Source organism: Bacteroidota bacterium, assembly GCA_041658205.1.
Taxonomy (GTDB): Bacteria; Bacteroidota; Ignavibacteria; order UBA10030; family UBA8401; genus UBA8401.
Window position 1 is genome coordinate 2009031 of the sequence record JBBAAO010000001.1, and the last position, 23725, is coordinate 2032755.

The following is a 23725-nucleotide window of genomic DNA, read 5'->3' on the forward strand; positions in this document are numbered from 1 at the left end:
AGAGTATTCAATAGGTTTCTTTTTATTACTGTAAAGATACGGCTTTTAAAATCGATTTCACAATTAAAGATGTTTACTATTTAGATGCAGATAGTTTTGTACGTAATCCTTCACCGATTCTTCCAGTGAACGGAACTGGACGGGGCAGCCTGATGACTGCAATTTTGTGATTGTTGCTTCTGTATGATATTGATAGGCACCGCGAATCTCTTCGGGCATTTCTATGTACTCGATGTTTGGAGGAATGTTTAATGCGGAAAAGACTGCTTTCGCAAGATCGTTCCAAGTTCGTGCTTTGCCTGTTCCAAGATTGAAAATACCATTCACTTTTGGCGAATTCAAAAACCACCATAATACTTCGGTGCAATCTTTGATGTAAACAAAATCCCGCACTTGTTCGCCATGTTTGTATTCCGGTTTGTAGGATTTGAACAGACGAATCTTTCCAATTTCTTGAATTTGGTTATACGCTTTGCAGACAAGACTCTTCATCTCCCCTTTATGATATTCATTTGGGCCAAAGACATTGAAGAATTTTATTCCAACAATTTTACTCTGCAACTCGTGTTGAAGAACCCAGAGATCCAATATCTGTTTTGAATATCCGTACGCATTTAACGGTACAAGCGTAGGCGATACTCCATCGTCATCGGAAAAACCAAGCATCCCATCGCCATAGGTCGCGCCGCTGCTGGCGTAAATGAATCTCGCTTTTTTTCTGATCGCCCACTCTGCCAGAATTCTTGTATACCGGTAATTGTTCTCCATAAGGTGGTCAACATCTTTTTCTGTCGTGGAGGAATTCGCTCCCATATGGATGATCGCTTCAATTTTTGGAAGACGGTCATTCAATAACATCTCAATGAAGTTGTCCTTGTGGATATAATCGGTAAAACGCTTCCCCACAAGATTCTTCCATTTTGATGACGTACCGAGTTCATCCACAACCAGAATGTCAGACTCGCCTTTCTCGTTGAGTTTCGCAATCATTGCGCTGCCGATAAATCCTGCACCACCGGTTACGACGATCATTTTATTCCTATTCCTGTTTCAACATCTTTCGAAGAAGTTAATAACGCAAAATTCTCACCATCCGCTGCCGTTGCTAATAGCATGCCGTTCGATTCTACACCCATCAATTTTGCGGGGGCAAGATTGGCGACAACAATAATTGTTTTACCAATTAATTGTTCGGGCGTCACTTTTTCAGCTATACCGGCTACAATTTGGCGTTTTTCAAATCCTAAATCAATTTGTAGCTGCAATAATTTTTTTGATTTTGGAACCGGTATTGCTTCAACAACTTTAGCGGTACGGAAATCAATTTTCGAAAAATCATCGTATGTAATTTGCGCTTTCAGCGGAGTATACGTGCTGGTCGCTGGTGTTGCCTCTGTTGTAGTACCGGTCGGTACGGCGAGTTTTTCAAGTTCCTGTTCGATTGTACTATCCTCAATTTTTGTGAATAAAATTTCTGATTGACCTAATTGATGTGTTTCAGTGAGTTGTGATGCTCCCGCTGTAGACCATTGTTCATTACTGATAGAACCATTCTGGTTCAACATCTTCCATACTTTGTCCGAAGAAAACGGGACTACGGGAGCAAAAAGAATAGCCAGCGAACGAACAATGTTAAGACAAATATTTAATGTGGTACCGCACTGTTCGGGATTTGACTTGAATGTTTTCCACGGCTCGCTATCATTAAAATACTTGTTGGCTGCACGAGCCACATTCATCATTTCCATCGTGGCATCCCGGAATTTGAACTGCTCGATCAAATCCCCAATACGTTTTGGCGCTGATTGAACATACGCCAAAATTTCTTTGTCCCGGTCATTTTCTGCGCCACGAACAGGGACCTTATTCTCAAAATTCTTCGCTACAAATGTGATGGTTCGATTGATGAAATTTCCGTAGATATCAGCCAGTTCATTATTATTCTTTGCTTGAAAATCCTTCCAGTAGAAATCCGAGTCTTTGGTTTCCGGGAGATTTGTTGCGATGGTATATCGAAAAATATCCGCAGGATACTTCTCTAAAATATCCTTCACATAAATTGCATTATTTCTGCTTTTCGAAAATTTCCCGCCTTCAAGGTTTAAAAATTCATTCGCTGGAACGTTATCCGGAAGGATATACCCTGTTTTCGCCATTAGTTCTGCCGGGAAAACGATTGTATGAAAAACAATATTGTCTTTCCCGAGGAAAGCGATATACCGTGTTGATGGATCCTGCCAAAATTCTTTCCATTTGTCTGGCGTTCCTTGCTTCAGAGCCCATTCTTTTGTTGAAGAGATATACCCGAGTACGGCATCGAACCATACATAGATCACTTTTCCTTCTGCACCTTCAATCGGCACCGGAATACCCCAGCTTAAATCGCGAGTCACTGCTCGGTCCTGCAATCCTTCTTTCAGCCAACTGCGTGTCTGCTGAAGAACATTATCTTTCCAATCTTTTGAATGCCCCTGTACAAATTCTTCCAGTTTCGATTGAAAACTTCCGAGGGTGAAATACCAATGTTTCGTTTTTTTCGCGACGGGAGTTTTCCCTGAAATTAAACTCTTCGGTTCCTTCAATTCCAACTGATCATAATACTTCCCGCAATTGTCGCATTGGTCACCGCGAGCTTTATCATAACCGCAGTTCGGACAAATTCCCTCAACGTAACGGTCAGGAAGGAACATCTTCGCTTCGGCGTCATAGAATTGTTCTTGTTCCTTTGAGACAAGGTAACCTTTCTTTAATAGATCAAGAAAAAATTCTTTTGCAGTTTCGTGATGGATTGGAAGCGATGTGCGGGAATAGTTATCAAACTGAATACCAAACTGCGCAAATGTTGTCTTGTTTGCTTCATGGTACTTGTCAACAATTGCTTTTGGTGTGGTTTTTTCTCTTTCAGCGGAAATAGTAATCGCAACACCGTGTTCATCGGAACCGCAAATGTGAAGCACTTCACGATGCTGCAATCGCTGATATCGTGTATAAATATCCGACGGAACGTAACATCCTGCCAAATGACCCAAATGGATATGGCCGTTCGCGTATGGTAAAGCGGATGTAACTAAAATTCGTTTAAAATTATTTTGCATGCAGAATTCTGCGTAAATGAACCGATAATGAGAGCATTACTAATGGAAGATACACATTTCTTCGGAGAAGTCCGAGTGCCCGCTCCACTGATGCAATACACGCTTCAAGATTTTTTGCACCGAATCTCTTGACAAAATTCTTAAGGTCAGATTCCTGATCGATGTTGAGAATATTTGAATATGATTCTTCCCGGACGATTATCGTATCACGAAACCAGACCAAGAGCATCGCCAGTAACTGTTCCGCATTGTCGCGTTTGTTTCCGGTTAAATATTCTTCCTGTTCCTCAAACAATTTTACGGACGATGTTCCTAAAACGCTCCTCAAGAATTGCACTGCATCGCTCCGATATTTGGCAATATCGTTTCCAAGCAATTCTAATGCTCTTGTATAATTACCATTGGCAAGACGCGCAACAAATTGTGCTTGTTGCTGCTCCACCTGTTCCCGCTCTATCAATGCCGAAGCAATCTCACCGTCAGAAAGCATGGAACATTGAATCAATTGACACCGCGAAATGACTGTTTGTTTCAAAGCATCTTTCCGTGAGGAGACCAAGAGGAAATGTACTTCGTCCAACGGCTCTTCCAATACTTTCAACAACGAGTTTGTCGCGGCATCATTCATCGCATCGGCATCAAAGATGATAAAGATCTTCTTCCCTCGTTCCGCACTACTCATGGAAGATTCTTTTTTAATCTCACGAATCGATTTGATACGAATAAACTTGGCTTTGGGAATATCAATATGGAAATACGGGTTAATTGCTTTTTCTGCGATTTGTTTTCGCACTTCGTCAAGCACATCATTCTCAAGTGAATCGCTCTCATCACTTTTTTCCGCATCACCACCCGGCAACGGAAAAATAAGCTTCACGTTCGGATGCTGCAGTGTATCCATCTTTTTGCAACTGGGACATTCTCCGCAGGCACATTCTCCGCCACGGTGACAGAGCAATGTCCTTGCAAATTCTATTGCCAATGCATCCGCACCAACCCCTTCATTTCCCCAAAAAAGATAAGCGTGAGCAAGGCGCTGATTACGAATGGCGCTTTGGAGTATCCATTGCACACGGTGTTGACCTATAATATGTTTCCAATTAGAATGCATGCCCAATTCCAATATTGACGATGGAAAATGAATTTTGGAAAAACGCCTGCTCATAGAGCCATTGTTGTCCGGATGGTTTTTGGGGATCGTACAATCTCCACGCAACATCAGCACGGACCGGACCGACAAACGTTTCATACCGAAGTCCAAACCCGACCGCCAATGCAACAGTATTCAAAGAAATATCGGAAGCAGAATACCATGTGTTTCCATAATCGAAAAATAAGACAGACCAAAACCGGGGGAGTTCGAGAACATTGAATATTTTACCACCATTGGGAAACATTTGAGAACGAATTTCCAAGCTCCCTTCAATCAGCACATTTCCCCCTTTCAATGTATCTCCGAACGATGATAACTGTCTGTCCTTCCAAGCTCGGACGCTTCCGCTGCCACCCACAAAGAATCTTCGCGGCAATGGAACAGGAGTTGTATTTTTTAAATTATACAACTGTGCAATTCCCCCTTTTAATTTAAAACCATACACACTTCCAAGATCCTCCTCACTGCTGAAGAAATGTTTTATCAGTGCGGTCACCTTATAGTATTCTGAATACGGTAAATTAAATCCTCCTGCAAGTACATTAATCACCCCAGCTTCTTCAACCGAGATGGAATGAAAGAATCCGGAGGTGGGAGAAAAAATATTGTTGGTCTTGTCGCGCTGCAGAGTATACGATTCAATCACATTGAATTGTTTTGTGGAATCATCCGGTCGGATTCCCTGCGCAATGGCAGTGCGATAATTAGGATCGACACGTTCAATATTCAGTTCCGTTATTCCCAATGTATATAATGCAAGTTTTGTAGGAAAGGAGAACTTTGCGCGGAGGGTATTGAGATCATAATCGACTTGCTTTTCCGCTTCTGCTGTCAGCGTAATGGATGCGCTTGTTTTATTGCTAAAAAAATACGGGAATGTCAGCTGCGTTTGGACATCAGCTTTACCGAACAATGTTGGTTCGGCCAACCCTTTTGATATTGCTCTGCCAATATGTAAATCTTCAATTTTATTTGCACGGGCACTGGACGAAATGGAAAAATTTTGTGCCCCTCCGAAAAGATTTCGGTGTTTGTACGAAAGACCGAAGCCGGTCGAGAAAAATGTACCGTATTCGTTAAACATCAGCACTTCAGGAGTTATTTCCTGCAATTCCAGCATCCGGTACGATATCAACATCGGAATCGTATCGGATGATTGATCGTATATTCCCTGCGACTGGCGAACACTTGCAAATTCAAATACACCGAGCCTGTTTAAATTTTGTTCGCTGATCAACCGTCGTTCTTCATTGAACACTTCACCCGGTATGAAATCCATTTGTCGAAATATCACGGCACTGTCAATATCATCTTCGACTCGGTCGATCTGAACGTCACCGAAGATGTACCGATTACCGGGATTGAATTTCAATTTAATGGATACATTATTTGTTGATGCATATCGCAGCAACGCTACCGTATCTAAAAATGCTTTGGGGTATCCTGAGTTCATTAGTAGCCGGAGAATAGTTGATTGAGCTTCAACCACATTTTTTTTGACATAGGGATCGCCGGCTTTTACGGAAGATTTCTGCAGCACATCGTTGTAGATATCTGGTGGAATATTTTCGATACCGAGAATCATTACCGAATCCACCAATGAACGTTTATTTTCTATCAGGTGAATTGAGATGTCAACATACTTCCGATCCTCGGAGAATGAAAAAACAGTGTCGATATGATGCTGAAAATATCCGTTATCGAGAAGATAATCCTTGAGGTGAGCAATATCCAGATTAAACAGCTTTGGATCAAAGTACTCGCGTGGTGCTCCGATCTTTTGATAGATATTCTCGTTAAAAAAAATCCATAAGCCCCACGGAGTTTCCAATGTTGTCATTTGGCGAAGCATTTCCTGTTTTGAGATACTTCCATCAATAGTAAAATCAATGGAATTCACTTCTGTTTTTGTTTCCGTTGTTTGTGCTGCACAAACAGAAATAAACAGAATAACGATCAACAGGAAAAAAAACACGGATGAATGTGACAGGAACGACTTCAAAACAGTATTCAAAAATTAATAAAAAAACCCAGTTGGAAAAACACTGGGTTATCATTGTTCATATGTACTGAACGAATTGATTAGTAATCGTTTTCGTCTTCGTAAAAAAAATCACCATCGGTCGGATAATCTGGCCATATATCTTCTATGCTCTCATATGGTTCTTCAGCATCTTCCAATTCATTCAAATTTTCAATTAACTCCGGCGGTGAACCCGTCCGAATTGCATAATCGATTAATTCCTCTTTTGTAGCAGGCCACGGAGCATCATCAAGATACGAAGCCAGTTCCATAGTCCAAATCATAAAACAAATACCTTTATTCTAATTTTTTTTGTTAACAAGCTGTGCGCGGATCTTTTCGTAATCAACATCATCAACGAAATATTCCACAGGATTTTGTTTTTCACCATGACGAATTACTTCGTAATGCAAATGTGGTCCGGTTGAGCGGCCCGTATTGCCTGAATATGCGATCAATGTCCCGCGTTTCACCTTTTGACCGGATCTTGCAATACACTTTGATAAATGCGCATACCAACTCTTATAACCGTAACCGTGATTAATTTCCACCGCAGTACCATATCCACTACCGGTTGGTCCGGTAAATTCTATAATTCCATCTCCGGTTGCATAAACAGGTGTGCCAATATCATTATGGATATCAACTCCCTCGTGACGTTTTATTGTGCCGATAATAGGATCATTACGCAAACCGAAACCATGATATGAATACGTCCCACCCATCGGTTTCACTGCCGGCATGGAAGAGAAAACAACCTTATTGTTTTCGTATTGTTTGAAAATCTGTTCATAACTTGATCGTTGGAACGCTACTTCTTTGTCGAGCTTGTTCAACAATATTTGTGATGAACTGATTAAGGCATTTGCATCGACAGAAATCAATCCATCATAAGACTCTATTGCAGATCCTCCCGTTCCTAACTGACGAGTTTCAATGTCAATTTTCGGAAGGTTAACAATTGAACGAAGTTGATTATCGCTTTGTGCTAGAGATTGTAACGAAGAGGTATACGCATCCATTTTTGCGTTCAACTCTTTCAATTGTTGTTTCAAGAGAGAGTTTTCCGTGGATAACTCACCGGTCGTTTTAATTCCGAGACCAAGAAAATCTCCATAGGAGTTATTCACAAATCCCAACCCAAATACAACGATGATCGTTGTCAAAGCAATCATACCCGTCATTTTAAGGCGGTATCTTTTTGCCTCAACATACGAAACATACTCGTCCGAGTAGAAAAATAGTTTTCTTCGTTTCACCGTCACCTGCTTGTTTATATTAAATATGCAGTAAGAAAATAAAAAAATATGAGCGTTTTGTCAAGAATTGAAATTAAAAAGGGCTAAATCATTCAAAATCATGCTCAAAATAGTCAATACTGCGCTTTCCGTGCCCTTTCGTTTTCGTCTGAATCACTTTTTCCAACTTTTTCGAGAATTCCTGTGCGGCGTCATACCCGTAATGTTTCGATAAATAATTCAGTGCTATCACTTCCGCAATGACGGTGACATTCTTTCCCGGGAATATAGGAAGACGTATATGCGGTATTTCTACATCCATAATGCTTACTTTATCCTGATCCAATCCAGTCCGAGTAAAATCACCGTTTGGCTGCCACTCCATCAACTCCACCACCACTTCAATTCGTTTTTGAAATCGGATGGAACGAACGCCGAAGATACTTTGCACGTCAATTAAACCAAGACCGCGAATCTCCATGAAATGCTTTACCAGATCGGTTCCCGTACCGATGAGGATATTTTCACCTTTTCTCGTAATTGTCACAACATCATCTGAAACCAAACGATGGCCACGCTCAATAAGATCGAGCGCAACCTCACTCTTTCCAATACCGGATCGACCGACGATCAACAGGCCGATACCATAGACATCCACGAATGAACCATGAATTGTAGATTGTTGCGAAAATTGATCATCGAGAAAATCTCCAAGCAGGTAGACAAGTTTTGTGCTTTCAAATGGTGTTCTGAATACCGGAACATTGTGATCTTCCGCTATCTTCAGCAATTCCTTATCCATCGGATTTTTATTGGTGATGACAATGCACGGAATTTCAAATTTGAATAAGGTGCTAAATGCTTCCACCCGTTTTTCCAACGGCATACTTTTTAAATACCGGATCTCGGTATTTCCAAATACCTGAACGCGGTCGTACGTAAAAAGTCCCACGTAGCCAGCCAAAGCCAGACCGGGTCTGTGAATACTTTTTTCTTTAATCTTATTATCCAGACCAACATTTACTAATGGTTCAAGTTTTAACCGATCTTTGTTCTTTTCAAACAAAAACCCTACGGTGATATCTTGTTTTCGATACTCCTTCCCAATCTTTAATGCCATAATTCCTCTTATGCTTTCGATGTCTTGGTTCGAATAACCGTTTTTTGTTTTTCGTGTTTCTTTGATTTATGCTTGAGCAATTGGCGTTCAATTTTTGAGACCGCAGCATCGATGGATTTTTGATATTCGGATGATTTTTCGAGTGATTTTAAAATATCACCTTGCACTTTCACAATCAATTCTGCTGCTTTAATGCTATTCAATGACCTCTCATAACTGAGAATAAGTTTTGCGCTGAGGATCCCATCATAAAATTTTTCCAGTTTATTGATCGCGTCAAACGCATACGTACGCAGTGTCTCATGAGCCTTAAAGTGTCTGGCAGTGATGTGCATGTCCATAATACAATCCTTTCATGTTGTTGCTTTTGGGTGTGCCTGTCGATAGATTTTCTTTAGCCGTTCAACCGTCACGTGTGTGTATACTTGGGTTGTGGAAAGACTCTCATGCCCCAACAATTCTTTCACCGCCATGATATCGGCGCCATTATCCAGCAAATGTGTTGCAAAAGAATGCCGCAAGACGTGAGGACTTTTCTTTTGGATTTCGGTGACACCGGAAAGATATTTACTCACCAATGTATTCACCGTTGACGGTGTTAATCGTTTGCCGTGATGATTCAACAGCAGAGCAGATTCCGTAGATGCTGATTGCGAGATAATCTCCTTTCGGAAGGTAAGGTAGTGTTGAATGGATTTTTTTGCTTTTAGGGTGAACGGGATGATTCTTTGTTTATTCCCCTTTCCGGTCACTTTTATTGTTTGGTTTCGCTCATCAATATCTTCAAGATTCAATCCTATTAATTCCGCACGACGAATGCCGCTTCCGTAAAATAATTCCAGCATCACTGAATCGCGAGAACCGCTAAATTCTTCCGTGTCCGGAAGAGCAAGAACCTTCTCCATCGATTCTTTGTCTACAAATTGCGGCAGTTTTTTTTCTACTTTCGGAGTGATGATGTTTAATGCCGGGTTTTGGCGCAGTACCTTTTTACGAACGAGGAATTTGTAAAACGAACGTAACGTAGAGAGTTTGCGAACAATACTTTTTTTTGAGAGGCCCGAATCTAAGAGAATTCCAAGAAAAGCACGAATGACACCGGTATCGGTGCCATCATGTTTTTCGATCAATTCAGGGAATTCGTTTTTAAGGAATGAGAAATATTGAGCAAGATCGTTCGCATACGAAACAATGGTATGCTGTGAGAAATTTCTCTCGTGTTCAAGGTACGAAAGATATGCACTGATCAGTTTTTGCATTCTGCTTTCTAGACAGCAATGGCCTGCGCTTCCTGCTCGTCAAGATAATATTCTTCTTTGCAGCTCGGACAGAGCAGATAATCGCCTTTTCGTTTTGTCGACTTCTTGGTCAGATATGTATTGCCGCAGCTTTTACACGGCTGCATTACCGGCATTTCCCATGAAATAAAATCGCATGTTTTATTATCGCCGGTTGCATTCGAACAGCGAAAGAAGATTCTTTTCTTCCGTGTTTTACTTTGCACGATCTCACCATCAGCGCACTTCGGACATTTGACACCGGTGCTGATTGCCTGAGTATTTTTACATGTTGGATAATTCGAGCAGCCAAGAAAGGTACCGAATGGCCCTCCTTTTACTTTCATTTCGCCACCGCATAATTTGCAGATCAATCCGGTAACGTGAGCATATTTTTCCGTCTCATCTTCCAACGGTTTGCGATTTTTACACGTCGGATACCCGGAACAGGCTTTAAATTGTCCGTATCGACCCCATTTGATGATCATCGGTTTACCGCAGAGATCACATGCTTCACCGGCATCCTGCTGAAGTGATTTTTTGATCTTTCCCGCTTCATCATTCATATGTTCGAGTGAATGACTGAACGGTTTGTAGAAATCATCAAGTACTTTTATGTAATTGTTCTCGCCGCTGGCAATGGTTTCCAGTTCATCTTCCATTTGCGCCGTGAATTTGTAATTGACGATCTCCGGAAAACATTTCATTAATATCTTAATCACAACAATACCGAGGCCGGTTGCACTCAGTTTTCGATCTTGCTGATCAACATATTGGCGATTGAGAATGGTAGAAACAATCTGAGCGTATGTACTCGGTCGACCAATGCCAAGTTCTTCAAGTTTTTTGACCAAACTGGCTTCCGTATACCGAGCCGGTGGTTTGGTAAAATGTTGCTTGGGCAAAAGCTTTTCAAGGTTTGCTTTTTCACCGGCAACAAGATTTGCTGGTATCTTCGATGTAGGATCTTCGTCAGCATCGATACCCTGCTCTTCCATAACATCATCATACACTTGTAAAAATCCGCGAAAGATGGGAACAGAACCTGTGGAACGGAATAAATATATACCACCGGTAATGTCCACCGTCAACTGCTCAAAGGTTGCATTGCTCATTTGTGATGCGACAAAGCGATTCCAAATCAATTGATAGAGCGCATACAAATCTTTATCGAGATGTCTTTTAACATATTTGGGTGTAAATTTAATTGACGTTGGACGGATGGCTTCGTGCGCATCTTGTGATGATTTTCCCTTTTTGTACTCGCGCTTGTCCTTCGGCAAATATTCCGCGCCATAATTGGAGTAGATGTATTCCCTGACACTCTCAACCGCTTCCGTACTTAAGCGCGTGGAATCTGTTCTCATATACGTGATTAGACCGACCGTTCCATCATCTCCAAGATCGATACCTTCATATAATTTTTGTGCAAGCATCATTGTCCGTTTTGCTGAAAGGCGCAAACGACTGGCGGCTTCTTGCTGCAACGTACTGGTGATAAACGGCGGATTCGGATTCCTTTTGACTTCCTTCTTTTGGACATCGGAAATCTTATACTGCTGCTTCTGAATCGCCTGCACATGCTCATTTGATATCAGTTCATTTCCGATGACAGGATCTTTTCCGGAAATTTTTGCCAGACGGGCAATGAATGGTTCAGAGACATCCGTTTTGAATTCTGCACTCACCGTCCAATATTCTTCCGGAACAAATTTCTTGATCTCTTCTTCCCGTTCGCAAATAATTCTCAACGCAACAGATTGAACACGGCCTGCTGACAATCCATAATAGACTGTCTTCCATAAGAACGGGCTCACCTTATATCCTACCAGTCGATCCATGGCGCGACGAGCACGCTGTGATTCGACTAGATTCGTATCCACCTTGCGCGGATTGTCCATACCTTCAGCAATACCGCTCGGGGTAATTTCGTGAAACAACACACGATAAATATTTTTATTCTTGTCTTCTAATTCTTCCGCAATATCGGAGGCAATGGCTTCTCCTTCACGGTCAGGGTCAGTCGCGATATAGATGTTCTTTGCATCGTTTGCACAAGCTTTTAATTTGTTGACAACTTCTTCTTTACCGGCAATGATCTCATATACCGATGCATAGTTGTTCTCCACATCAACTCCCAATTTGCTTTTCGGAAGATTTTTGATGTGACCGACTGATGCTTCAACAACATAGTCTTTTCCAAGATATTTGTTGATTGTTTTTGCTTTTGAAGGTGACTCTACTATGATTAACGATTTTCCCATGTTTGAAAACTACTTTTCCTTGATTAATTGATTGTATCTTTGCCGCCGAGCATCGTTCTGCTTCCGGTATTGAATGAATCATCACTCTCGGCCATTAGTTGTGCAACCATTGATTTTACTTCGTGAAGATCGATGGCAGCATATCCACTCATCATGATCCGGTCTATAATCACTTCAATATCCATTTCTGTGATCAAGCCTAATTCCCGCAATTGGATCAAATAACCGTACGCCTCCGCATTAATCACCGCTCGTTCAACATCATGCAGCACACGATGCGAATGGGGCGAACTTGGGGCGGTATCTGTAATGATATTTTCACCGTCAGAGATCTTTTCGTAAAGCCAATTAAATGCGGTGCTAATCTCCGTTGTTGAATATCCTTTTTGAGAGAGAACCGCCAGATCGATATCATTGATCGGAATATTGTTTCTCAATTCACCAATCAGGTAGACTAATATCTCAACTATTTTTTCCTGCATTCTTTTTTCTCCCTTCACTTTTTCACATTCAATTCTGAAACATATCGTTCCTGGATCGAATCCATCCTCTTCTTAGACCCTTTCGTTGTGTCACGATAGCCGATGGCGTGGAGAGTACCATGCACCACCAATCGCATCATTTCATTCTTCACTGTCACTGCCTGCTCCTTCGCCTGTCGTTTTGCCTGCTGAGCATCGATGTAGATCTCGGCATTCACACCCTTCTGTTCCAAAGGAAATGTAATGACATCGGTAATATAATTGTGGTTCAAAAATTTTTTGTTCATTGCTCTCATGGTACCGTCATCTACTATAACAAATGATAGTTCCGCAATTTTCACTCCTTCACTTCGACACACATATTCTGCTGTCCGTTGAATTGCTGCTGAAGAAAAAGATATTTCTGTATACTCCTTGAATACCGAAACTGCGATCATTTCTTTTTAGTTTTCTTATCTGTCTCGGTCAATGACAGTGCTATTCCCGCCAGCATCACATCGATGCTTACCATGCGATAGTCACCAGAAAGAATCTTACGATCCACATTTGCATAAAACGTGCAGCCCCCTTCTTTTTCAATAACGATTGCGGAGACTTTGTCCTTCGTTTCACCCACAAAGGTCACTTCCCCGACATCCTTGCTGATAACATATCCGCTGCAGAATTGTAATTGAAAGTGAGTGTTATGCGTATACGCCGAAATAAGATTTCCCTTTTTCTTCCCGATGGAAATATTCGGATAGATCTCTAACGCCATTTGTCGATTCTCTTTCGCATTGGAAAGTTCAAATCGAAAATTATTCCCCTTCAATCTTCCGGTCACGCCGAGTACTTTTCCGATTGTTGCAATATCAGATTTTGTGAATGTAGATTTCATACAGAATATCCTTCAAACAGAAAAACCCCGTATCTCGTTGGCCGGGGTTCGATGTCTCACATAATATGGAATTTGGGAACGTTCAAATGAGCATCAGGTCTGTACAAATATAGAGAGAGGATGCTATGCAAGTCAAGTTTTTCGTGTTTACCACGAAAGTTCGAGACCTTCGTATGCCGCGGAACATTCAAATGTGAACTTCTTCTGTTTTACCTCATATTTGCATTTTTCCAGAATTTTATCAACAGTCTCGTCGATCCGGTTCGGTTCGTGATGAAACAGAACGCAATGTTTTACATTTGCATCGTTTGCTAATTTCAACGTGAAGAGATAATGTGAATGTCCCCATCCAACTTTATCGACATATTCTTCCGGCGTGTATGTCGCATCATGTATGAAAATATCGGCACCTTGAGCAAAATCAACAATTCTCTGATTTGGATCGCCGTTTTGTTCTAGGAATTTTTTTAACACCACCGGTTCAAAATTGGTCATTCGAGTGGCTGATTGTTTGTCGAACGGTTCGTTGTCGCTTACATAGACAAGAGACTTACCTTTATAATCTATCCGATAGGCAACGGTAAACCCGGGGTGGTTGACATACAATGTTCTGACACGTGCATCAAAAATTTTAAACTCTTCTTCTTGAATACTGCGAAAGTGAATGTTTGCTTTCAACTCATTCAATTGAATGGGGAAATAAATCTTCTTCATTTGATCGGCAATAATATGCTCAAGATCGATTTCTTCCCTGTCGGTTCCGATAACGGTAATTTCATTGCCGGAGATAAACGCCGGTTTGAAGAAAGGAAATCCCTGAATATGATCCCAATGTGGATGGGTGATAAGAATGTACGTTTTGATCGACTCACCGTTCGCAATAAGATGGTCGCCTAGATTTCGAATACCGGTGCCAGCATCAAGGATAATTAATTCATTGTTATCCAACCGAAGTTCGAGCGACGGCGTATTACCGCCATACTTTACCGTACTTTTTCCCGGCGTCGGAATTGAACCACGCACTCCCCAAAACTTCAATTTCATCGGCGTGTTCCCCTTGGAAGTTGAATATTCGAAAATGATTTATCTATAAGTCGCAACGTAATCGACATAATTTTGGGCGGATTGGGCCAGAAACTTTCGTTCATCTTCTGTCAGTGCCCGAACGATCTTTGCCGGCACACCGGCGACCAACACTCCCTCCGGTATTTTCATACCCATTGTAACGACGGCTCCGGCAGCAATTAACGAATATTTCCCGACGTTTGCATCGTCCAAAATCACAGCACCCATACCAATTAAGGAATAATCGTTAATTGTGCAAGCATGTATAACAGCACTGTGACCGATGGTAACATTGGAGCCGATATTCGTTGGAAATTTCTTGTTCGTCACATGAACAACGCTATTATCCTGAATATTGGTCCGCTCCCCGATTCGGATATAGTTGACATCCCCCCGAATGACCGTATTATACCAAACGCTTGAATCTTTTCCTATTACAACATCACCAATAATATGGACTCCGTCGGCAATAAACACAGATGGATCTATTTTTGGAGTGATTCCTTTATAGGTTATAATTCCCATAGGTTATTTCGCTCGCGGGGGCACCCAGCCCGGACGAGTCCATTTAATAAGTTCAATATGCACACTTCCCAAAATCACTTTCATTTTTGCGACGATTGGAATGCCGGCTTCATCATTACTGAAAAATCCTTTAAAGTAACCGGTCAACCCAAATACTCCCGTAAAGTCCGATGTTCCGTCAAATTCTATTATCTCAATTGGATATTTAACAGCATCAATTTCCTGGCTGCCGACTTTATTCATGAAATTGAAGTGTGTTTTATACGATTTTTCATTGACAAGAACGGGGACACTGACTTTTTTTTGTTGCCGATAATTTAATCGAGCATAATAAAAGAGTGAAAGACCATCCAATTGTTGTTCAAAGATTGGTTCTTCACCCGTACGTTTTACAAAACCACCAGGATCAGTTCCAAACTCATACAGTAATCTACTCTTTCGATATTCAAAAACATATTTCACATAAGGCATTTCTTGAGGTTTGATAGTAGAGTGAGAAACGAAAAATTGGGAAAAGGCTTCCATATCCATCTCACTGTAGAAGACTTGATGAAGATCCACAAACGGAATTCCACTGTAAGAATCAAGATATGCTTTGCATTTAAACACTCTGACGCCGTTTCGTGTTGCAGTATCGAGTATCTGCATCTTCACCAAGCCAATGTCAAAAACTGAATAGCTGACATTGTATTGCAATTCCTCTCCGATCATAAAATCATTTCTGTCAGATTGGAATTCAAAGGAAAACGTGGAAGCAGGTCTGGCTTCGAGCGAATGATAAACTGTATCCGGTGCTATAAGAATAAAAAGCAGTGCCATAATGGCACTGCTCAATAAAAGTGCAATACTGCGGGGAGGTACATTCATAAAGTGAGTCTAATTTAAGCGTGCAAATTTTTCGGCTTCGGGGAATAACGTAATTGCTTTCTTTACCTGATTGTCGATACCCAAGAGAACAGAATACCAACCCTCATTATTCCAGTAATTTCGAGCAATGTATGCTTTTAATCGAGCTTGGATATAATCTTTATCTTTTTTGAAATCCTCTTCCACAAAATCCACTTTCTTTTCTTTGGTGAACCCAAGAAATTCACTCATCAACGATTCATCAATCACAAAGTTCTTATTGAACGATGGCAGATCTGATTTATATTTATTTTTGATCTGGTCGCCATTTCGCGACAAATATCCGGTAATGAATTCATAAAACATATTTCGACGATTCAGTTGAACGGAATATTTTGTAATGTTTCCCGGTTTCACGATGAAGTCCGGAGTGATACCGCCGCCGCCAAGAATCACTCTTCCTTTTGCTGTTTTAAATTTTGGTCTCGCTGTATCTGCCGTACTTTCTTTGTGTTCAATATTTTCACCTTCCTGCTCCTCACGCGTAAAAGCTTCTTCCTGGTATTTGTCTTTATTTTGATACGAACGCTGAATCAACCGTCCGCTTGGTGTGTAATATCGTGAAATTGTTAAACGAAGAGCCGAACCATCGGACAACGGGAATTGTTTTTGCACAAGGCCTTTTCCAAAGCTTGTTTCGCCGACGATAAGGCCTCTGTCCCAATCCTGAACTGCACCGGAGACAATTTCACTGGCAGACGCCGAACCGCTGGAGAGCAATATGATCAACGGCATTTTTTCGTATTCGCTGTTGCTGTAAGCAAAATATTCTTCATTAAATTCTGTGCGACGGCTGAGGGTATAGACCACTTTCCGCGGGTTTCCTTTCGGATCCGCTTCCAGGAAGAGATCAGACATTTTTACTGCTTGGTCAAGATATCCGCCGGGATTCGAACGAAGGTCCAACACAAGTTGTTTCATTCCCTGTGACTTCAATTTTTGTAACGCAGCAACCATTTCTTTGTTTGTAGTTTCTGCAAACCGTGTAACATTCACATATCCAACATTGTCATTCAACATTGTTGAAACATCAACGCTGTACAGTGGAATAACGTCTCTGACAATCTCGAATTCCAATAACTCATTACTACCAGAACGTACAATGCTCACTGATACTTTTGTTCCTTTAGGTCCCTTGAGATTTTTTCTTACCTGGTCAGTAGTAAACCCGATCGAACTTTTTCCATCTATCTTAACGATCTTATCGTTCGACATAATTCCTAATGAGGCACTTGGTCCTCCGCCGATCGGTTGAACGACGGTAATAGTGTCGTTCACAATTGAAAACTCTACACCGATACCTTCAAAGCGGCCTTGAAAATCTTCCGTCACTTGTTGCATTTGCTGCGGTTTGATATAGACAGAATGCGGATCCAATTCGCCGAGCAGTCCGGTGATTGCTTCTTCCGTCAACTTTTGTGTGTCAACGTCTTCCACATAATATTTTTCCGTCAGGCTTAGAACATCCTTAAACTTCGAAAGCTGCTCATAAATATTATCACCCGAGATCAAATGATTAAACTGAGTTCCCCCAACAAACGCCACAAAAAACACCGTTATGATCAACGGAATTGAAAAACGCTTCTTCATAAGCACGCTCCTAAAATCTTCACTCATTGTTATTTAGATATTGATTAATGGAATATAAGAAAAGACGGACAAAAAACGATGATATTGTTCACATTCCTAATGAAAGAAACAAGAAAATAGCTCGAAATGCAAGTGAAGGGCTTTTAGAATATTATAGAACATCCCGCTTTGACCCTGCGCAATTCATAATACGCACTCGGATCCGAAAGTTCGCCGCCAATTCTTCCGTTAGAGTCAACCCATTTTACATTCTTCGTATTCAGCACATTTCTTGCGTCTATATACAAGACCAGTGTAATATCTTGAAGATTGTCAAATGTAAATTCACGGGTTATCTTGATGTTAGAGAATAAAACATTTTTCATTCGGGAATTGTTGGGCACAAAATCCTTTGATGAATCGATTGGAGAAAAACCATCACGTGTCGGGAATAATGTATATGGTTTAGGAGAATTGAACCAGAGGATCCCGTTTAAAGCAATATCGTACGGAAGTTTGGTTTCCAGATCGACCTTAATTGAATGTCGTTGATCCCAACTGAGGGGAAATGATGTTGCCCGAATTGGGAAACCCCACTGCGCAAGATTGATGGATTGGTTTGCCACTTCACTCGTCCCCTCCGTTATCATATACGTATAGGAGATACTTCCAGAAAGAAATTCGTCCCGTTCCCGGCTGAGAATAAATTCGATTCCTTGCGCATCGGCTTCTGCGTTGTTCACATACTGCGCAAAACCATAATCCCCTCCTGCTTTGCTGTCAAACGGGATAAGTGTTTTCGAATCGATTTGATTTTTTACATTCTTTTTGAAATATGTTACCGAACCAACATAATGGTCCGTTACGGCATGCTTATATCCAATTTCCCATGCAATAGTTTTTTCCGGATTGAGGTCTGGATTTCCCGACAGCACACTTCTGGCACCGCTTTGAATCTGGGGAGGATTGATTCCTGTATAGAGATATTCAAACAATGGATATTGAAAATAATATCCAAAGTTCATAAAGAACATGCTGTTCGGTCCCATCGGTGCGGCGAAGGCAATACGAGGACTGAATTGTTGTTTGAGCGATGTTCTTTTATACCCGACAACCTTTTGTTTAAACTCATTATTGCTGCTGGGAATATATTCTACCACAGGTCGTTCCGCACGGGGATCGAGAAAATCCCACCGCAGACCCAAACTAAGAATGGAGCCATCAAGTGCAAAACGGATCTTATCCTGAATATAAACGCTGCCTGAGCGAGGGAAATATTCGTAGAGATTGCTATAATTTAGGAGCGGCGCATTTTCAATCGGTTTGCCAAAATATGTTCTCTGCGGTTCAAATTTTACAAGATCATAAAAAATGTCGTAGAAATTCATTTCAAATCCTATTTTGAAAAACTGCGCGTCATCCAATTGAGAAGAGAAATCCCCTTTTGCAATCTGCATCAACTGTTGAACATTTGCCCACCAGTTCTTCGTTCCTTTTGTAACGTACCGCAAGAATAAGTCATATTGATATGGATTGATTTCGATATCCAATTTTGACGGCTCACCGAATCGATTTTGAAGATAGAAGTGTGTAAAACTAAGCGTATAGGCTGAATTCTCCGATAATGTGTGCGACATGGAGACGACACCACGGATTGACAGTTTTGTCCGTTCGGGAAGTCCGTCCAGATTATACCGCCAGCTGTACTCATAGTCTCTCCAATTGCGATATGAATAGATTCCCTGTGCTGTCAGACGAATGGATGGTGACGCAACATATTCCAATTTTGACATTCCGCTCAGCTCTTTGTTATTTGGTGAGCCGAAATAATTATTCATATCCTGCCACCATCGTGAATTAGATGCTCGTAATGTGAGTGCACTAAGATAAAACAATTCACTGGAAATCAACGGTCCGCTAGCACTTACTTCCAGTTCATTATGCTGATCAGTCTGTTTATTCCATTTTGACGGAACCCAATTATCCTTTTCAAATCTGAATCCAAGCCGATGAACATTTTCGCCCCCCTTAGTAATGACATTAATCACCGCGGACATCGCATTTCCATATTCTGCCTCAAATCCTCCGGTGTAAATCGTCATACCACCAATCGCACTTTTTGGAAGTTCCGTGCCTAAACCGCCTCCCACAAAATCCTGTACGGGAATTCCATCGATAAGATAAATCACCTCATTGGTTTTACCACCCCGGACATTTCCTTCCAATGTTACTCCGGGCTGCAGTGATAACACTTCCTGGAAAGTCGTGACCGGAAGTTTTTCTAATTTTACTTCGCTGATGGAAAATGCTGTTGATGGTTGGTCCTTTTGAATAAGAGGCTTTTGCGAAATAATTTCAACCGTTCCTAATTCCACCGAGGATTGATCTAAGGCGACATCGAGCCGTGTGCGCATGTCGGCATTTATAGCAACATTTTTCATGATGACAGTTTTATATCCAAGAAGTGTGAATTTAACATCATACACCCCGGCTCGTATGTTTCTAATGACATAATATCCTTCATAATTTGAGACCGTTCCGAGCGTTGTGCCTAATACCTGCACGGTAGCAGAAACGATCGACTCTTTTGTTCCTTTATCACTAACTTTCCCTTCAATAATACCGGTCGTTCCGGCCGTAACCTTTGCAGTGCAAAATAATATTAATAGTACCACCAAAAGAATTCTCATAGATTTTAGTATCCCATTACGGAAATTACGTATCATAATTTTTTGTCCTTGAAATTTCATTGTCCAATAAGAGTACACGGATCCACTATTGAAAGATCGGCACACGGAGGCAATCCCAGAGAAACATTTGCCTCACCTCTATCGAGTCCTTTAATGCAGTGGCGAGTTGTTAATGGTTTTGCAACTAATACAGCCATTCGATCAAATATTTTAATATTTGCAGTCACCAGATATCGTTGGGCTCTGGAGAATCTTCGCCGCCACGGAGGACCATTAGCGCGAAAAACGTAACAGGTAGGTTCATTGACCGGTTCAAAGTGCATTAATAAATATGTACTATCATCAGTTTTGAGATCCCAAATCACGGAAAGAACTACCGAATCATTTGGCACAATTGTTAATTTCCTGCTGATTGGATTATACTGTTTTGCATAATGGATGTTGGTGCGTGACAGTTTCATTGTTCTTTTTGTTGTAAAGTTCCGTTGATCTCCCTCAATAGGAAGCCAGGTTATTTCCATTGTTCCGTCCAATCGTGCAATATCGTCCAGAACTTCATCCATATTGTTTTTAATCGAAAGAAATATTTGCAGTTGACCCGGTTCACCGGTTACTGTTGAATTTGGAACGACATAATATTTCGCCAGTATCGTCGTCGACACCAGATGTGAAATATCTTCACGGATTGGCAACGTTTCGTTACAGGATACCATTGTTACAAATATTACTATCACAAAAAATATATGTCTCAGCACGATCATTACTTTATGACAGTACACGGATCAACATTTGAAAAATCGACGCACGGCGGAAGTCCTAATTTGGAATTTTCCTCACCAAAATGTGTGGCCATGACGCATTGTTTGATGGTAACTGGAACTGAATATGCTGCTGCAAGTTTATCAAAATATTTTATGTTTGCGCTCACAACAAATCGCTGTGGCAGCGATATCCTTCGTTGAATAATAACGATAGGATCATCCGGATTTGGAGGGAATTCCGTAGACTTAACATAACATCCGGGATCATTCACTGTCGGAAAATGCATCAGAAGATCGGTGCTATCGTCAGTCTTAAAATTCCAATATGCATTCAACACAATTGAATCTTTTGGTTCCACCCTCAATCGATGCGAAATTCTATCATAGCTTTTGGCGTACATAATATTATTTCTTGAAAGCTTTATTGTCCTTGTCTTGGTAAAGTTTTGATTCTCTTCTACCGAAGGCTGCCATGATACCTCAACGCTGCCGTTCAACTGAACAATGTCATCCAACGTCTCGTCACTATTATTAACCATCGTAATAAATAGCTGAAGTGCACCTGATTTTTTGGACGACGAAAGAGTATAATATCGTGACCGAACATTCGTTGTTACCAAATTCGATAGATCTTCATGCACCGGAAGCGACTCGTTACAGGAAACAAATATTAAGCAACAATAAATTATCAGAAAAATACGCATCATAAATTTTTGCGGTTATTGAATGACTGAACAAGGATCAAATTGTATAAAGTCGGTGCATTTGGGGTATCCACTACTTACTGCTTCACCTTGATGACCAACCATCACACAGTGTTTAATCGATACAGGTTGAACGTAAATCATCGCAAGCCTATCAAATATTTTTATATGTGCTTTCACCAAAAACGGTTGCGGCAATGTAATTCGTCTTGGAATTGGTCCAGGATATGGATTCATATGAACATAACATCCAGTATCTATCCCCCACGGGAAATAAGGTAGCAGGTATGTACTGTCGTTCGATTTCAAATTCCATACGACAGAGACAATTAAAGAATCATCTGCATCCAATGTTAACCGTTTTGATAGTCGGTCGAATTTTTTTGCATGAAAAATATCATCCGAATTGACTCGTATGGTTCGAGTGATATCTCCGCGTGGCCGCATGTCATTCGGTACCAACCATGTTATCTCTATTGCACCTGTTAATTGAGCAATATCATCTAACGTTTCGTCCGTTTTATTCACAATGGTGACATATAATCGAATTCCACCAGCATGCCTTGAATGCGAAGTTGTTTCATAAAATGATTGAATGTATGCTTTTACTAAATGATCAATATCTTCACGAATCGGTAGATTTTCGTTGCATGCCAACAAACCAATACTCATCACCAGTAATATTAACCAGAAGAAGATTCTGTTCATCCTTTATTGTCCGATGACAAAACAAGGGTCAAACTGCGTAAAATCAGTACATGGAGGAAAGGGTGGATTCGGTGCTTCTCCTGCATGACTAACCATAAAACAATGTTTGACCGACATTGGCTGAGCGTACAGTACCGCAAGCTTGTCAAATATTTTTATGTTTGCTGAGACCTTGAACTTCTGTGGTAACGTAATACTTCGCGGTGCATATCCCGGCAATTCCCCTCTGGAAACATAACATTGGGAATCCCGTGTTGCCGGAAAGTATTGAAATAAATATGTACCATCATCCGATTTTAAATTCCAATCGGTGAAAACAATCAGAGAATCTTTTGGGTCCAATATTAATCGTCTTGTTTGGGTATTGTATTGTTTTGCATAAAAAATGTTATTCGGATTGAGTTGAACTGTTCCGGTAAGCTCAACAAGGGGTGCAATATTTTTTGCTATTATCCATGTAATTTCAATCACGCCAGTCAATCGGACAACATCTTCCAATGTTTCATCAGAATTATTCACAACAGTGACATATACTCTAAGACTTCCGGTAGCATTGGAATGTGATTTTGTGAAATACGATGTTCGAATTTTCGTTGTCACTAAATTGCCTAGATCTTCACGAACAGGAAGATTTTCATTACAGGCGATTAATATAATACTCATGCAGAGCAATGGTAAAAGAGTTCTGGCCATATTTATTTTCCAATAACAGAACAAGGATTGACCAAATTCAAATCTCTGCAACTAGGATCAATCCATGAATACGGACCAACAATACATTGTGTGGTAGTCACAGGCTGCATATATAATACTGATAGTTGATCGTAGAGTCTGATATTTGCTGAAAATAAAAACTTCTCTCTTCCAGAAATTCTCCTCTTCCCTGGGTAACCGTTCATTTGAATAATGTTGCACTGGTTATCGACAAAACTTGGCATTCTATTCGTCAAAAAGGTGCCGTCGTCAGTTTTCAAATCCCAATTGACATAAAAGACGATCGAATCATTGGGAGGAATTCGAAGTTTACCGTTCAGCGTATTTAACAAGGAAAGTCCTCTAAAAATATCGGATTGACCAATGGTAAAGGTTTTTATTTTACTAAAATTACCGTCATCGTTTGCTTTAGGAATCCACTGGACTTGTATTGTCCCTTTTATCGCATTTACACCATCCAGCGTTTCATCCAAATTATTTTTCACCGTAAGATAAAATCGTAAATACATTCTGCCGTCTTGAATAACATATCCACTGCTTAAAGATACAGTCAC

Annotated in this window: 23 protein-coding genes; all 23 read right to left on the reverse strand. The window is 40.8% G+C overall.

The window, feature by feature from the left end:
* Positions 1–63: 63 nt before the first annotated feature.
* Positions 64–1032 carry an ADP-glyceromanno-heptose 6-epimerase gene (rfaD, locus tag WDA22_08275; GenBank protein MFA5833458.1) on the reverse strand — a complete coding sequence of 323 codons (969 nt, stop codon included), beginning with the start codon at positions 1030–1032 and terminating at the stop codon, positions 64–66.
* A complete protein-coding gene (gene metG, locus WDA22_08280) occupies positions 1029–3095 on the reverse strand; it encodes a methionine--tRNA ligase (protein ID MFA5833459.1) in 2067 nt (688 codons plus the stop codon). The genes rfaD and metG overlap by 4 nt, the downstream gene beginning before the upstream one ends.
* Complete coding sequence (locus WDA22_08285; GenBank protein ID MFA5833460.1) at positions 3085–4206, reverse strand: hypothetical protein; 1122 nt, start codon at positions 4204–4206, stop codon at positions 3085–3087. Before WDA22_08285 ends, metG begins: the two co-directional genes overlap by 11 nt.
* Positions 4196–6250 carry a BamA/TamA family outer membrane protein gene (locus tag WDA22_08290; protein ID MFA5833461.1) on the reverse strand — a complete coding sequence of 685 codons (2055 nt, stop codon included), beginning with the start codon at positions 6248–6250 and terminating at the stop codon, positions 4196–4198. The genes WDA22_08285 and WDA22_08290 overlap by 11 nt, the downstream gene beginning before the upstream one ends.
* 80 nt (positions 6251–6330) lie before the next feature.
* The gene (locus WDA22_08295; GenBank protein MFA5833462.1) at positions 6331–6555 is read right to left on the reverse strand and encodes a DUF2795 domain-containing protein; all 225 of its coding nucleotides are present in this window, start codon (positions 6553–6555) and stop codon (positions 6331–6333) included.
* 18 nt (positions 6556–6573) lie between these two features.
* On the reverse strand, positions 6574–7530 hold the full coding sequence (locus WDA22_08300) for a peptidoglycan DD-metalloendopeptidase family protein (GenBank protein MFA5833463.1): 957 nt from the start codon (positions 7528–7530) through the stop codon (positions 6574–6576).
* Positions 7531–7618: 88 nt separating this feature from the next.
* Positions 7619–8629, reverse strand: coding sequence for an HPr(Ser) kinase/phosphatase (gene hprK, locus WDA22_08305; protein MFA5833464.1), 1011 nt, complete (start codon positions 8627–8629; stop codon positions 7619–7621).
* A gap of 8 nt (positions 8630–8637) precedes the next feature.
* Positions 8638–8970 (reverse strand): ribosome-associated translation inhibitor RaiA, encoded by a 333-nt coding sequence (gene raiA, locus WDA22_08310; GenBank protein MFA5833465.1) that lies wholly within the window; start codon positions 8968–8970, stop codon positions 8638–8640.
* Between the two features lie 12 nt (positions 8971–8982).
* Positions 8983–9888 carry a tyrosine recombinase XerC gene (xerC, locus tag WDA22_08315; protein MFA5833466.1) on the reverse strand — a complete coding sequence of 302 codons (906 nt, stop codon included), beginning with the start codon at positions 9886–9888 and terminating at the stop codon, positions 8983–8985.
* Between the two features lie 8 nt (positions 9889–9896).
* Positions 9897–12170: a type I DNA topoisomerase gene (gene topA / locus WDA22_08320; GenBank protein MFA5833467.1), complete on the reverse strand. Its 2274-nt coding sequence runs from the start codon at positions 12168–12170 to the stop codon at positions 9897–9899.
* A 23-nt stretch (positions 12171–12193) separates the two neighbouring features.
* The gene (locus WDA22_08325) at positions 12194–12652 is read right to left on the reverse strand and encodes a DUF494 family protein (GenBank protein ID MFA5833468.1); all 459 of its coding nucleotides are present in this window, start codon (positions 12650–12652) and stop codon (positions 12194–12196) included.
* Between the two features lie 14 nt (positions 12653–12666).
* Positions 12667–13089 carry an rRNA maturation RNase YbeY gene (ybeY, locus tag WDA22_08330; GenBank protein ID MFA5833469.1) on the reverse strand — a complete coding sequence of 141 codons (423 nt, stop codon included), beginning with the start codon at positions 13087–13089 and terminating at the stop codon, positions 12667–12669.
* Positions 13086–13529, reverse strand: coding sequence for a hypothetical protein (locus tag WDA22_08335; protein ID MFA5833470.1), 444 nt, complete (start codon positions 13527–13529; stop codon positions 13086–13088). Before WDA22_08335 ends, ybeY begins: the two co-directional genes overlap by 4 nt.
* A 147-nt stretch (positions 13530–13676) precedes the next feature.
* On the reverse strand, positions 13677–14573 hold the full coding sequence (locus WDA22_08340; GenBank protein ID MFA5833471.1) for an MBL fold metallo-hydrolase: 897 nt from the start codon (positions 14571–14573) through the stop codon (positions 13677–13679).
* Positions 14574–14612: 39 nt separating this feature from the next.
* Positions 14613–15119 (reverse strand): gamma carbonic anhydrase family protein, encoded by a 507-nt coding sequence (locus WDA22_08345; protein ID MFA5833472.1) that lies wholly within the window; start codon positions 15117–15119, stop codon positions 14613–14615.
* A 3-nt stretch (positions 15120–15122) separates the two neighbouring features.
* Entirely contained in the window at positions 15123–15938 is an 816-nt protein-coding gene (locus WDA22_08350) for a DUF3108 domain-containing protein (GenBank protein MFA5833473.1), read from the reverse strand.
* A gap of 57 nt (positions 15939–15995) precedes the next feature.
* Positions 15996–17615 carry a S41 family peptidase gene (locus WDA22_08355; GenBank protein MFA5833474.1) on the reverse strand — a complete coding sequence of 540 codons (1620 nt, stop codon included), beginning with the start codon at positions 17613–17615 and terminating at the stop codon, positions 15996–15998.
* Positions 17616–17758: 143 nt separating this feature from the next.
* Positions 17759–20284, reverse strand: coding sequence for a TonB-dependent receptor (locus WDA22_08360; GenBank protein MFA5833475.1), 2526 nt, complete (start codon positions 20282–20284; stop codon positions 17759–17761).
* A 56-nt stretch (positions 20285–20340) separates the two neighbouring features.
* Positions 20341–20997 carry a hypothetical protein gene (locus WDA22_08365; protein ID MFA5833476.1) on the reverse strand — a complete coding sequence of 219 codons (657 nt, stop codon included), beginning with the start codon at positions 20995–20997 and terminating at the stop codon, positions 20341–20343.
* Between the two features lie 47 nt (positions 20998–21044).
* Positions 21045–21686, reverse strand: coding sequence for a hypothetical protein (locus WDA22_08370; GenBank protein MFA5833477.1), 642 nt, complete (start codon positions 21684–21686; stop codon positions 21045–21047).
* Positions 21687–21764: 78 nt separating this feature from the next.
* A complete protein-coding gene (locus tag WDA22_08375) occupies positions 21765–22457 on the reverse strand; it encodes a hypothetical protein (GenBank protein ID MFA5833478.1) in 693 nt (230 codons plus the stop codon).
* A 3-nt stretch (positions 22458–22460) separates the two neighbouring features.
* Complete coding sequence (locus WDA22_08380; protein ID MFA5833479.1) at positions 22461–23120, reverse strand: hypothetical protein; 660 nt, start codon at positions 23118–23120, stop codon at positions 22461–22463.
* Between the two features lie 32 nt (positions 23121–23152).
* Positions 23153–23725: a hypothetical protein gene (locus WDA22_08385; protein MFA5833480.1), complete on the reverse strand. Its 573-nt coding sequence runs from the start codon at positions 23723–23725 to the stop codon at positions 23153–23155.

What these genes read in the sequence shown, in the direction of transcription:
- topA (MFA5833467.1), bottom strand. Translation starts at nt 12,170, where the DNA reads ATGGGAAAATCGTTAATCATAGTAGAGTCACCTTCAAAAGCAAAAACA.
- WDA22_08345 (MFA5833472.1), bottom strand. Translation starts at nt 15,119, where the DNA reads ATGGGAATTATAACCTATAAAGGAATCACTCCAAAAATAGATCCATCT.
- raiA (MFA5833465.1), bottom strand. Translation starts at nt 8,970, where the DNA reads ATGGACATGCACATCACTGCCAGACACTTTAAGGCTCATGAGACACTG.
- WDA22_08380 (MFA5833479.1), bottom strand. Translation starts at nt 23,120, where the DNA reads ATGAGTATTATATTAATCGCCTGTAATGAAAATCTTCCTGTTCGTGAA.
- WDA22_08285 (MFA5833460.1), bottom strand. Translation starts at nt 4,206, where the DNA reads ATGCATTCTAATTGGAAACATATTATAGGTCAACACCGTGTGCAATGG.
- rfaD (MFA5833458.1), bottom strand. Translation starts at nt 1,032, where the DNA reads ATGATCGTCGTAACCGGTGGTGCAGGATTTATCGGCAGCGCAATGATT.
- WDA22_08360 (MFA5833475.1), bottom strand. Translation starts at nt 20,284, where the DNA reads ATGAGAATTCTTTTGGTGGTACTATTAATATTATTTTGCACTGCAAAG.
- WDA22_08375 (MFA5833478.1), bottom strand. Translation starts at nt 22,457, where the DNA reads ATGAACAGAATCTTCTTCTGGTTAATATTACTGGTGATGAGTATTGGT.
- WDA22_08355 (MFA5833474.1), bottom strand. Translation starts at nt 17,615, where the DNA reads ATGAAGAAGCGTTTTTCAATTCCGTTGATCATAACGGTGTTTTTTGTG.
- WDA22_08325 (MFA5833468.1), bottom strand. Translation starts at nt 12,652, where the DNA reads ATGCAGGAAAAAATAGTTGAGATATTAGTCTACCTGATTGGTGAATTG.
- WDA22_08295 (MFA5833462.1), bottom strand. Translation starts at nt 6,555, where the DNA reads ATGATTTGGACTATGGAACTGGCTTCGTATCTTGATGATGCTCCGTGG.
- WDA22_08365 (MFA5833476.1), bottom strand. Translation starts at nt 20,997, where the DNA reads ATGGTATCCTGTAACGAAACGTTGCCAATCCGTGAAGATATTTCACAT.
- WDA22_08350 (MFA5833473.1), bottom strand. Translation starts at nt 15,938, where the DNA reads ATGGCACTGCTTTTTATTCTTATAGCACCGGATACAGTTTATCATTCG.
- hprK (MFA5833464.1), bottom strand. Translation starts at nt 8,629, where the DNA reads ATGGCATTAAAGATTGGGAAGGAGTATCGAAAACAAGATATCACCGTA.
- ybeY (MFA5833469.1), bottom strand. Translation starts at nt 13,089, where the DNA reads ATGATCGCAGTTTCGGTATTCAAGGAGTATACAGAAATATCTTTTTCT.
- metG (MFA5833459.1), bottom strand. Translation starts at nt 3,095, where the DNA reads ATGCAAAATAATTTTAAACGAATTTTAGTTACATCCGCTTTACCATAC.
- xerC (MFA5833466.1), bottom strand. Translation starts at nt 9,888, where the DNA reads ATGCAAAAACTGATCAGTGCATATCTTTCGTACCTTGAACACGAGAGA.
- WDA22_08335 (MFA5833470.1), bottom strand. Translation starts at nt 13,529, where the DNA reads ATGAAATCTACATTCACAAAATCTGATATTGCAACAATCGGAAAAGTA.
- WDA22_08340 (MFA5833471.1), bottom strand. Translation starts at nt 14,573, where the DNA reads ATGAAATTGAAGTTTTGGGGAGTGCGTGGTTCAATTCCGACGCCGGGA.